The organism is Amylolactobacillus amylotrophicus DSM 20534, from assembly GCF_001434555.1.
Classification (GTDB): Bacteria; Bacillota; Bacilli; order Lactobacillales; family Lactobacillaceae; genus Amylolactobacillus; species Amylolactobacillus amylophilus.
On record NZ_AZCV01000012.1, the window covers coordinates 1 to 10,486 of the forward strand.

Genomic DNA, 10,486 nt, shown 5'->3' on the forward strand with positions numbered 1-10,486 from the left:
TGCTTTGCAAGAAGTTTTTTTAACTTCTAGCTCAGCTCGCCTTGACTTGCTTTCGCTTGTCCTCTTGACGACTTGAACTATGTTACCTGATTCTTTTTATAAATGCAAGAAAAAAAGAACAGCATTTGCTATTCTTTTAATTCTGGCGCGTCAGTCTTATATTTATCAAAGGTTGAGACGCCTTTATTTTGTTTTAGTAAACTAGTCGTCGTAGTTTTATCCAACTTTTCTAGGAGTTTTTGCGTGTCCTTGACCGTGTATGAATACTTGGATTTGTCTATCTTCTTGAACCACTTCGGCTCATAAAAGCGCAATAAATCCCCGGTAATCACACGATCTGACAAAGATAACTCTGAGGTCACGCTATTGGCGATAGTCGCTAACTCATCCTTCTCCTCTTTCGTTGGTTTCTTAATCTTCTTACCCGTCTGAGTGTAGTAATAAGCAGTTGAGACCTTACTGTACTTCGGTGTAACGAAGTCACCATTCCGCTGCGCAACAATTTGGCGATTTGCAGAGGAAAGTAGATCATTACCAAACTGAATCGTATTTTCGTTGTTCACTCCAAGAAGATTCAAAAGAGTCGGCAGGACATCAATTTCTCCACCGTATGTGTGATTAACCCCACCTTTTAATCCGGGCATGTGAAAAATCAACGGTACACGTTGAAATTGTAGATTATCGAAATCATCAAACGTCTTTTGGCCAAATAATTGGGCACTCGCCTTCTTGTGATTACCAGAAATACCGTAGTGATCCCCATACATCATAATGAGTGAATTGTTGTACAGGCCGGTATCCTTCAAATACTGAATAAATTCACCAAGAGCCTGATCAAGATAATGTGCTGTTTGTACGTAGCCATCCACAGTAGAATCACCAGTATCCGTCTTCACAATCTGTTGATTCTCCTTGTCAAGTGGGTATGGATAGTGATTAGTCACAGTAATGATTTTGGTATAAAACGGCTGAGGTAATTGCTCGATATACTTACTTGACTGCTTAAGGAAGAGCTTATCCTTTAAACCATAGTTCAGATAAAAGCCCTTCTTGTTCGTGTAGTCAGCCAAATCGAAGAAAAAGTCATACCCCCAAGACTTATAGGTGTTCTTCCTGTTCCAAAATGAACCCTTACCACCATGCATGACCGCCGTGGTATAGCCTTGTTGCCCCAGAATTGCCGGTGCAGCTTCGAACGTGTTGGCCGTACCATAGAGCGACATTGCAGAGCCTGAAGGTAACCCAAACAAGGAGTTCTCAAGCATCATCTCCGCATCACTAGTCTTACCCTGACCAACCTGATTAAAGAAGTTATCAAAACTGAGCGTATTTTGGTCAGCCACTAACTTATTAAGATTTGGTGTTACTTCTTGCCCATCAACCTTATAGTTGATGAGGAACTGTTGGAAACTCTCTAGGTGGATGACAAAAACGTTTTTATTCTTCGCAACACCTGTATAAGCAGGATTTGGCGTTGCACGATACTTCTCGATGTAATCCTGCACGGTTTTTAGATCGCTGGCATTAGCCTTCGCCATCACAGCAGTGGTCTGTGCAGTCTTGACCCCATCATAGACGGCATAGGTATTTAAGCCCAGGTACTTCACGATATAATTATTATCGAAAGTTCTGGTCAATAATCCAGAGCGATCAGTCTGGGCCATTGTAAGGTTGAGCCCGATTAACAGGCCCGAGAGCGCCACAACCATGAAACTAGTCCTTGGTCGGACGATGCGATTATCAATTCGAATTAGCTTGAATGACACTAGCAAAATTAAGAGGACAACATCTAGGAATGCTAGAAAGTCGGTTGGCAAAAGAATACCGATAATGCTGTTACTGAGGTTATCAGAGGCTGAGCCCGAACTCTTGATAATGGACATTGAGAGAAAATCGGAGAATTCTCGATAGTAGAGGATGTTGGCAAATAACCACAGCGAGAGCAAGAAATCGATTGCTATAATAATCCAATACGATTTACGTCCCTTAAAGAACAACCCAATTCCAAATAAGAGAATGGCTGTGGGGATCGGATTAAACAGCAACAAGAACTGCTGCATTGCGCCAGTTGCACCGAGATTGAATTTTGTCTGATAAATCAGATAAGTTTTTAACCAGAATGAAAGTACGACAATTGTGAAAAAGCCGATTTTTGTTTTAAAAAGCCAATCGACTAGCTTGATAAATGAGCTAGTCAACCGAGACTTTACGTTAACCATTAGGTTACTCCTTTGTTTAAACTACTGTAAAATAATACACTTTTATTGGCTCAAAGCGACAACTCGCGGCCTTTTTTAGTAAAAATTAACTCTTTCGTGGCTTGGCCACGAGGGCAATCAGGCCAAGAATCATACCCAAAAAGTATGTGACAAATCGCCATAAGAACATTGCCAAAACCATTGAACTCTGATTAGTTAGAAACATCGCAAACAATGATTTAAAGCTTAGCTCCGCGCCACCTGTACCGCCAGGAATTGGTACTATTGAAATAATCATCGTTATCATAACGTTTAATATTAGAACTTCAAAGTAATTAGCTTGCACGCCTACAGCAAGTAAAATGAAGTACGGTACTGAGTAGAACGCCAACCGATCAACGACTGTCAGAATCGTTGAAAAAAGAAGTTTTCGTCCCGCTCGCTTCAGCTGCATTCCTTCCTCATAGAAGTTGTCAATCTTCGTAATGGTGATATTTTGCCATGCCAATACCTTGTCGGGATTCAGATGGCGCCCTAGCAAATTAAAGACTGCCCGGACAATGCGCTTAGTCCAATCATACTTAAACATCACCAGCAATAAAAAAATAATTGAGATCGTATGAACGACGAAGCCAATCAAGATTAAGAAAACAAGGCCTGAAAATTGCTGCATCATTAAGTCAAAGCCGAAAAACAGGGTCAGGACGTAACTAACGAGGACAACAAACTGAAAGATGATAAACTTCATCAGCAAGATAGACGTCGCTCGGCCGCCTTCCACACCCATCTGAACGAGGCCGACCAACTGTGCTGGTTGCCCACCGGATGCCATTGGCGTAATCGCATTAAAGAGTGCCTGCATCGCAGGTACCCGCAGAAACGCCCATTTTTTATTTCTTGGAAATCTGCGATCCCGCTCCAGAATATAGAAGATTAGCGAGTCGGTCACAAATGAAACTAACATGACTAAGATAGCCACTAGAAAAAATCTGCTATTGAATCGGGCCAATGCGTGACCAACCGACTCAAAATCAAGGTCAGAAATCTCATACCAGAAGACACCGCCACTAAGGACGAGAACCGCCAGCAAACCCAATACTTGTTTTTTCGACATTCTATCTCCTAATTTGACCCAATTTAACACCCTGATCGTACTGATCCTGATAAAATTGCTGCCAAATTCTAGTTAGGTTCTCCTCAGAATATTTAGATGAAGCCTCATTCGATTTTTGCTTGTATTCCTCTAAAATATTTGGGTGAGCCAGGACGTTTTTAATTTGGGCATCGAGCGCCGCATAATCAGCACCGGTGAGATAATAGCCGTCAATAATTGCGCGGTAGAGGTCTAAATCACGCAACAATACAGGTGCGCCACAACTGAACGCCTCAAGCACAGACATTGGAAATAGTTCATCAAATGACGGCAAGAGGAATAGGTTGCATATATTGCAGTAATCCACTAGCCTGTTTCGATCAATGATACCGGTGAAAATGACATTTGCTGGTGGATTGTCGACCAGCTCCTTGTAATGATCATAACCATCAGTTATTTTGCCGAAAGAGAAGCCTCCGGCCCAAATGAATTGGATCTCTGGATTATTTCTGGCCAACTTCACAAAGTCGTCGACACCCTTTCTTTCTTGGACCTGGCCGTCTCCAAAAATTACAAATTTGTCTGCTGGAATCCCAAGCTCTGCCCTAATCTTCTGCTTTTCCTCAGCTGATTTCTCATAGAAGACCGATTTTGTGACGAAGTTTGGAATATACGCAATTTTTTCTCTTTTCAAACCATGAGCGACCAATTTATCGATAAAAATTGGGTTGACCACCACAATCTGGTCCATTCTTTTGTAGAAAGAAATCACGTATTTATAGAAAATTTGCATCATAAACTGCGGCAATTTAATACTGCCTGCCAGTGTTTCGGGTAGAAAGTGGACGTAGCCAATCTTTCTGCCGCGCTTCTTACTGAAACTGTTCAGGTAAAACGTAGGGTTAATAGTGTGATAGTGTGTGAGATCAACCCGCTGATGTTGGTTAATCGTCACCTCAAATTTATCCGCCAGATGAGTTTTCAAGAGGCGGATTAATTCTAGATAGGCGCTACCCACACCCTGACCTTTGACCGAGTCAGCTTCAGAAAACATATTAATTTTGATCATCAAAAATATCCTGTCCTTCATTTGCTTTGTATGCGAAGTTGGCGATGATTTCTTGATAGTTTTCTATCATGGCACTTGCAAATCTATCGGATGAGACGCTGTCCAATTTCTCAGCTAACAGAGCAGGATCGATTCTCCCCGGTCCCATCTTTAAGTAGTCTAAAATCTCAGTTAACATTTGGTCCTTACTTTTGAACGTGACGCCGAATTCAGCCGTATCAAAGAGGTTTTCAGTGTAATCAGTACTAAAAACTACACTCTTTGTGCCGGCTGCCATCGCCTCAACGTAAGTCAGTCCCTGGGCCTCGGTGTCACTGGCAGAGACAAACAGGTCCGCCATTCGATAATAATTACCGACATCGGTGTGTTCAACATTACCGGTGAAAATCACGTTGTCCTCGATCGAAAGGCGCTCAACCTGATCTACCAGCATGTCCATATCCGGTCCATCACCCGCAACCACCAGTTTGACCGTCGGAAATGTTTCCAAGATTTCCGGTAAAACATCTAAGATATGATCAATCTTCTTCTCCGCGGCAACCCTACTCAAAGTCAGAATCAGGGGCGTATCTTCTGCCAAGCCCAACTCTTTTCGAACATCCCTCTTCGAATTCTCATTAATGCGTGAAATATCCACACCGGTAGGAATCACGGTAATGGGCGATTTGATTCCATAACGTTCAAGCGTCCGCTTAACCAGCTTACTAGGCGCGACAACTCCGTCATCGTTATGCATGAAGGCCCGGGCAAATTGCTTAACATGCACCGGCTTCAATAATTTACCATTTAGCACGTAATGGAGATAATCCTCGTACATCGTATGAAAAGTGTGCACACACGGAATCTTCAACGAATGTGCCACATATTTACCAATCAGCCCCATGGAGAACTCGGTTTGGGTGTGAACGATGTCTAGGTCCAGTTCGCGCGCCACCTGCGTTGCATGAAATAAGCCACGAATAGCAATTCGCCGGTCCGTAAAGCTCACGAACGGCACGCTTTGAAACCGGAAGATATTTGGTTCAACGGTCGCCTTGTCCATGTGTGGGTCCGTGGTGGTGAAAATAAAGACGGAATGACCTTGTTTCTCAAGACCAGTTTTCAATGTCTGGATCGACGTGGCCACCCCACTCACTTGGGGAAAATAGGTATCTGTAAAAATCCCAATATTCAATGTACTACCTCCGATAAGAATGATTATAAAGTTATTCCTAGACCGATGCAATTTCATAACAAAAATGTAAGACTAATTTTAAGCTTTTTGACATCAAAAAAAGATCGCCTATCAATTAAGAAAGGCGAGCTTCTACTTCGAAACAACTAGCGTGTTTCATACAATTATACAATTTCTCCCGCTAAATCACGAAAAGTTATTGCGTTCATAATATGGTCTTGTGCATGAAACATGAGCAGGCTAACTTCGGTATGGTCTCCTCGAGCTTCTGCGGTGAGCATCGCCGTCTGGGCATTGTGTGCGTCAACCATGAAGCCATCGGATTCCTTCAGTTTAGCGTGTGGTTCTTCGAAGTGACCTTCTTTTGCCGCCTTAATGGCTGCAAATGCTGCACCCTTAGCGTTGCCACCCGCCATAATCCGATCAACATAATTGGTTCCAGCACTGATGTTCAGTTCGATTTTCAACCCGTAAGGATTTCTGGTCATCTGAGCCTCTTCTAAGCCAGTGAAGCCCTCATCAAGCCTTAATCCCCACACGCCCAAGTCAGAGAAGAGCGAGAGATCGTCGTACTTGATGTTCAGTGATTGAAACAAATCGGGATTAATATCTACAACAACTTTGAAATTCAGAGAGTTGGCATATGCGACAGTCTCCTTGAATTGACCAAGGATATCCGCACCATCATCATTCACCAATTGTAGTAATGAGGTAAAAACTCTGGTAAAACCATATTTATGTGCTAAATCTAAATACTTTTTATCATCCGCAATATCTGTTTGATCCGGATAAATTGAAACGCCTAGTTGACGCATTACGATACCGCCTTTTTTATAAAACTTGACCAGTGATAGAGCTACTGACTAGTCAAACATCTATTTTACTATTGAATTTTATCACTATCATGCTCTTTTACTTTGCGTACATCTGCACGATGTTCACGAAAGAAGATTCTACCAGCAATGACTGCTAGTACTAACCCAATCACGGGTAGGCCATAATATAGCCAAAGTGCCACCCCTCTCAGAAAGGGACTGAGTAAAATCACGAAAAATGCACCGTTTAATAGTAATAGTGTTCTTCTAGTCTTTCGTTCCATTAGTATTTATCCTTCTATTTCAACTGGTTTGATTCTGTTTGCAGCTTTGACAAATGGTAGGTAAATCAAGAAGCCAATTGCCATATTCACAACTTGGAGAATCGGTGCTCGCCAATCAAGCGTACAAACAAGGGCATTCAAGATGGGTGGCATTGACCATGCAAATTGTACCTTAATTGGACTGACTAGTCCTGCTGTAATTGCAAAGTATGCAACTGTCACCATCACCACTGGAGCCAAGATAAATGGAACAAAGTAAATTGGATCGAACACAATTGACATACCAAACATTACGGGCTCGTTAACGTTGAAGAACCCAGGTGCAATCGCTAATTTAGCAACAGCAAGTTGATCATCACATTTAGAGAACATCAGGATTGCGATAAGTAGGAGCATGCACCACCAATCCAAGCGTAGAGGTCAAAGGCATTTCTAGTCCACATATATGGTAAATCTTTGTGTTGAGCAAAAGCGTTGATGTTGGCAACTTGAGTAGTCAACCAAATACCGTCAAGCAATGGTCCAAGCACGTTTGTACCGTGAAGACCAAAGAACCAGAATACTTGAACTAAAACAGTCATTAGAAATTCGGCACCATAACCTTGTGAAAGGTTAAGTAACGGTTCTTGAATAGTCTTTGAAATGAGTTCAATCACGGTAGTTGCACCAAACTTGGTTACAAGCCACGTGATTAGGCCGGAAACGTATAGTGCAACAGTTGCAGGAATAATACCGGTAAATGCTGCCGAAATTGCTGGTGGAACAGAGTCTGGCATCCTAATAGTGATGTTTTTGTGCATCAACCAAATATAGATTGCAGCCGCTAAGCCACCCATAATCATGACAGTGAAGAAACCTGCAGCACCAAAGAACTAGTTAAAGTTGAAGAAACCCCAACCACTAATACTTGCCTTATCTACTGTGGCACCACTAGCCGTGATGATGTCCATTGACTTCTTGGACAAAGATTCTGTGAGTTGTACTTTGTAACCTTGTGGCAAGGTCATTAGGAAAGTTCCTAAAGTTACGATACCACCTGTGATTGGCTCAATTCTGCATTGAACTGAGAGTTGATAACCAAATGTAAATGAGAAAATCAGACCGAGAACTGCTAGAGAACCCGTCCAAACCTGCGCATTGACACCGATAAGTGGTTGCATTGCATCCACAAAGCCATTCCAACCAAATTGATTTGGAATATCTCTAACCAACGCGTTTAACAATGTGGCAACAGCACCGGCCATTGTGGCAGGCATAATGGAAATAAAAGCATCACGGAGCGCTACCAGCCACTTACTACCAGCCACTTAATAGAAACCAATTTTAGCAGCAATGGGCACGATATGCTTATTGAGCCATTCTATTAATGCATTCATATCTTCAAATTCCTTTCTTCTAACAAACAAATTATTCAACCCATGACCGATGAACAAACAATTTGCTCACCTCCAACTGTAATCGGTTAATAGGTTATGTGTTAATGGTATCGTTTTCAGAAAACGAATTAAACATGCCAAACCGGCGTTAATGTAGGTATTATATAAGTTTTTTATAGATTTGATTGACCCAATCACTTCCGTTATGCTTGTAAATGTCTAGTTTGATAGCGTTTACAAGAACATATCGGTATATACCAATATGCAATTTATTGAGATGACATGTGTGATTATTAGCGCTATGGTCATGAAACGCTACTTCATTTCGACAGAATTTGATTCACCTATCACTTTTTATCGCACTGATCGAGCCAAGTTCATCAATTAGTTGCATGTACAGTAGGCATTTTAAAATTTTTCGCGGTAAAACATGAACTATTATAGGTGTTATTTTTTGATTTTTTGGCGTTACAGACCAAATTAGTCCCAAAAAATACTTATTAAGTATCTATGAAGTACCAGATCACTTTTGAAGCAACCGCCAAGCGACAAATGAAATCTCAAAATCATTTATCAATTCAGACTATATTTCATATTTAACACAAAGCTCGCTTTGAGACAGGCTTCTACTTCCTATTTCAATAGTAGTAGTTGGCATGAAGATTGATTATGAATTATTTAAAACTGGGTGTTAGAGGCTGATACTTTACACCATCTATATAAATAGAACAAATAAGCACAGTGGTCCAAGTTTAATCTCGCGCAAAAAATGAACTCTCACAAGTTAATCCACTCACAGTGGTAGATTGATACTGTATAAATCACGGCATGAATATCAAGGCCCTGTCCAAAAGACTAGGGCACCAAAATATTCAAATTACTCTAAATAAGTATGCACACATTTTAGACGAAATGGATAGACAACAAAACGAACTTGTCAGCCAGGTTTTACTAGATCAATATAAAGCTTTTTCATAACCATTTCCCGGCCGCTTCCCGACTACTTCCCGACTGAATCAGAAAAACATAGTTTTACGAAGAAACTCCAGCAAATATAAAAAACCTTGTAAACGTTGCTGTATCAACAACTTACAAGGTTTTTAGATTAACGAAGTTTTACTAAGAAAACCTACAAAGTACCGATGATCGGGGTCGAACCGATACGCCCGTAAGGGCACCAGATTTTGAGTCTGGCGCGTCTGCCAATTCCGCCACACCGGCAAAAATTACCTAATTCAACTACATGGCAAAGGCGGTAATCGGATTCGAACCGACGATGAAGGTTTTGCAGACCTCTGCCTTACCACTTGGCTATACCGCCATATTAAATTAGAAATTGGGTTAGATGGATTCGAACCATCGCATAACGGAGTCAAAGTCCGTTGCCTTACCGCTTGGCTATAACCCAATGAAGGGCGGTATGTGGGGATCGAACCCACGCGTGCCGGATCCACAAACCGGTGTGTTAACCACTTCACCAATACCGCCATAATGGTAAACAGGGATAGTAGGAATTGAACCCACACTGACGGTTTTGGAGACCGTAGTTCTACCTTTAAACTATATCCCTAAATGAATGGAGGAGAGTGGATTCGAACCACCGAACCCGAAGGAGCGGATTTACAGTCCGCCGCGTTTAGCCACTTCGCTACTCCTCCAAATGGCGCGGGACAGAATCGAACTGCCGACACATGGAGCTTCAATCCATTGCTCTACCAACTGAGCTACCGAGCCAAACGGTCCGTACGAGACTCGAACTCGTGATCTCCTGCGTGACAGGCAGGCGTCCTAACCAACTAGACCAACGGACCAAATTGCGGGAATAGGATTTGAACCTATGACCTTCGGGTTATGAGCCCGACGAGCTACCAGACTGCTCCATCCCGCGATAAGGTATAAAAGGAGGATGTGGGATTCGAACCCACGCGCGGTATGACCCGCCTGACGGTTTTCAAGACCGTTCCCTTCAGCCGGACTTGGGTAATCCTCCATAGCTGAAAATAATTATAATACACCAACTGGCGTAATGACCCGTACGGGATTTGAACCCATGATACCGCCGTGAAAGGGCGGTGTCTTAACCACTTGACCAACGGGCCGTCTATATCTCTGGAACCTACCGGCACTTTGCCGTACGGAGAAGGAGGGATTTGAACCCTCGCGCCGCTTACGCAACCTACACCCTTAGCAGGGGCGCCTCTTCAGCCACTTGAGTACTTCTCCAAAATGGGCCTAAATGGACTCGAACCATCGACCTCACGCTTATCAGGCGTGCGCTCTAACCAGCTGAGCTATAGGCCCATAAAAGCGGGTGACGAGAATCGGACTCGCGACTACAGCTTGGAAGGCTGTCGTTTTACCACTAAACTACACCCGCATATTCATTAAACTATGGCGCGGGACAGAATCGAACTGCCGACACATGGAGCTTCAATCCATTGCTCTACCAACTGAGCTACCGAGCCAAACGGTCCGTA

At 42.6% G+C, this 10,486-nt stretch carries 6 protein-coding genes, 15 tRNA genes and 2 pseudogenes; all 23 read right to left on the reverse strand.

Annotated features, from left to right (window positions below):
• Positions 1–128 precede the first annotated feature (128 nt).
• Positions 129–2,219 (reverse strand): LTA synthase family protein, encoded by a 2,091-nt coding sequence (locus FC62_RS07575; RefSeq protein WP_056947360.1) that lies wholly within the window; start codon positions 2,217–2,219, stop codon positions 129–131.
• 85 nt (positions 2,220–2,304) lie between these two features.
• A complete protein-coding gene (locus FC62_RS07580) occupies positions 2,305–3,312 on the reverse strand; it encodes a lysylphosphatidylglycerol synthase transmembrane domain-containing protein (protein ID WP_056947363.1) in 1,008 nt (335 codons plus the stop codon).
• A gap of 1 nt (position 3,313) precedes the next feature.
• Entirely contained in the window at positions 3,314–4,360 is a 1,047-nt protein-coding gene (locus FC62_RS07585) for a glycosyltransferase family 4 protein (protein ID WP_056947367.1), read from the reverse strand.
• The gene (locus FC62_RS07590; RefSeq protein WP_054746468.1) at positions 4,347–5,534 is read right to left on the reverse strand and encodes a glycosyltransferase family 4 protein; all 1,188 of its coding nucleotides are present in this window, start codon (positions 5,532–5,534) and stop codon (positions 4,347–4,349) included. Before FC62_RS07590 ends, FC62_RS07585 begins: the two co-directional genes overlap by 14 nt.
• Positions 5,535–5,698: 164 nt before the next feature.
• Entirely contained in the window at positions 5,699–5,950 is a 252-nt protein-coding gene (locus tag FC62_RS08405; protein ID WP_054746471.1) for a PTS sugar transporter subunit IIA, read from the reverse strand.
• Positions 5,945–6,349: pseudogene (locus FC62_RS08410) on the reverse strand (MupG family TIM beta-alpha barrel fold protein); the annotation flags it as partial. The pseudogene FC62_RS08410 and the gene FC62_RS08405, both read right to left, overlap by 6 nt.
• A gap of 68 nt (positions 6,350–6,417) precedes the next feature.
• Positions 6,418–6,633: a hypothetical protein gene (locus tag FC62_RS07600; RefSeq protein WP_054746466.1), complete on the reverse strand. Its 216-nt coding sequence runs from the start codon at positions 6,631–6,633 to the stop codon at positions 6,418–6,420.
• 6 nt (positions 6,634–6,639) lie between these two features.
• Positions 6,640–7,889 (reverse strand): annotated as a pseudogene (locus FC62_RS07605) (PTS sugar transporter subunit IIC).
• A 1,257-nt stretch (positions 7,890–9,146) separates the two neighbouring features.
• A tRNA-Leu gene (locus FC62_RS07610) sits at positions 9,147–9,230 on the reverse strand.
• Positions 9,231–9,259: 29 nt separating this feature from the next.
• Positions 9,260–9,330 (reverse strand) — tRNA-Cys (locus FC62_RS07615).
• Between the two features lie 15 nt (positions 9,331–9,345).
• A tRNA-Gln gene (locus FC62_RS07620) sits at positions 9,346–9,417 on the reverse strand.
• Between the two features lie 6 nt (positions 9,418–9,423).
• A tRNA-His gene (locus FC62_RS07625) sits at positions 9,424–9,496 on the reverse strand.
• A 12-nt stretch (positions 9,497–9,508) separates the two neighbouring features.
• Positions 9,509–9,579 (reverse strand) — tRNA-Trp (locus FC62_RS07630).
• A gap of 7 nt (positions 9,580–9,586) precedes the next feature.
• Positions 9,587–9,667: transfer RNA gene (locus FC62_RS07635), tRNA-Tyr, on the reverse strand.
• Positions 9,668–9,670: 3 nt separating this feature from the next.
• A tRNA-Phe gene (locus tag FC62_RS07640) sits at positions 9,671–9,743 on the reverse strand.
• Positions 9,744–9,746: 3 nt separating this feature from the next.
• Positions 9,747–9,820: transfer RNA gene (locus tag FC62_RS07645), tRNA-Asp, on the reverse strand.
• A gap of 3 nt (positions 9,821–9,823) precedes the next feature.
• Positions 9,824–9,897 (reverse strand) — tRNA-Met (locus FC62_RS07650).
• Between the two features lie 12 nt (positions 9,898–9,909).
• A tRNA-Ser gene (locus tag FC62_RS07655) sits at positions 9,910–9,999 on the reverse strand.
• A 37-nt stretch (positions 10,000–10,036) separates the two neighbouring features.
• A tRNA-Glu gene (locus tag FC62_RS07660) sits at positions 10,037–10,108 on the reverse strand.
• A 36-nt stretch (positions 10,109–10,144) separates the two neighbouring features.
• Positions 10,145–10,232, reverse strand: a tRNA-Ser gene (locus FC62_RS07665).
• A 4-nt stretch (positions 10,233–10,236) separates the two neighbouring features.
• Positions 10,237–10,310: transfer RNA gene (locus FC62_RS07670), tRNA-Ile, on the reverse strand.
• 5 nt (positions 10,311–10,315) lie between these two features.
• Positions 10,316–10,386, reverse strand: a tRNA-Gly gene (locus FC62_RS07675).
• A gap of 15 nt (positions 10,387–10,401) precedes the next feature.
• Positions 10,402–10,474 (reverse strand) — tRNA-Phe (locus FC62_RS07680).
• Positions 10,475–10,486 lie beyond the last annotated feature (12 nt).

Coding starts and splice junctions, on each gene's coding strand:
- FC62_RS07575 (WP_056947360.1), bottom strand. CDS start 2,219: ATGGTTAACGTAAAGTCTCGGTTGACTAGCTCATTTATCAAGCTAGTC.
- FC62_RS07580 (WP_056947363.1), bottom strand. CDS start 3,312: ATGTCGAAAAAACAAGTATTGGGTTTGCTGGCGGTTCTCGTCCTTAGT.
- FC62_RS07585 (WP_056947367.1), bottom strand. CDS start 4,360: ATGATCAAAATTAATATGTTTTCTGAAGCTGACTCGGTCAAAGGTCAG.
- FC62_RS08405 (WP_054746471.1), bottom strand. CDS start 5,950: ATGGCGGGTGGCAACGCTAAGGGTGCAGCATTTGCAGCCATTAAGGCG.
- FC62_RS07600 (WP_054746466.1), bottom strand. CDS start 6,633: ATGGAACGAAAGACTAGAAGAACACTATTACTATTAAACGGTGCATTT.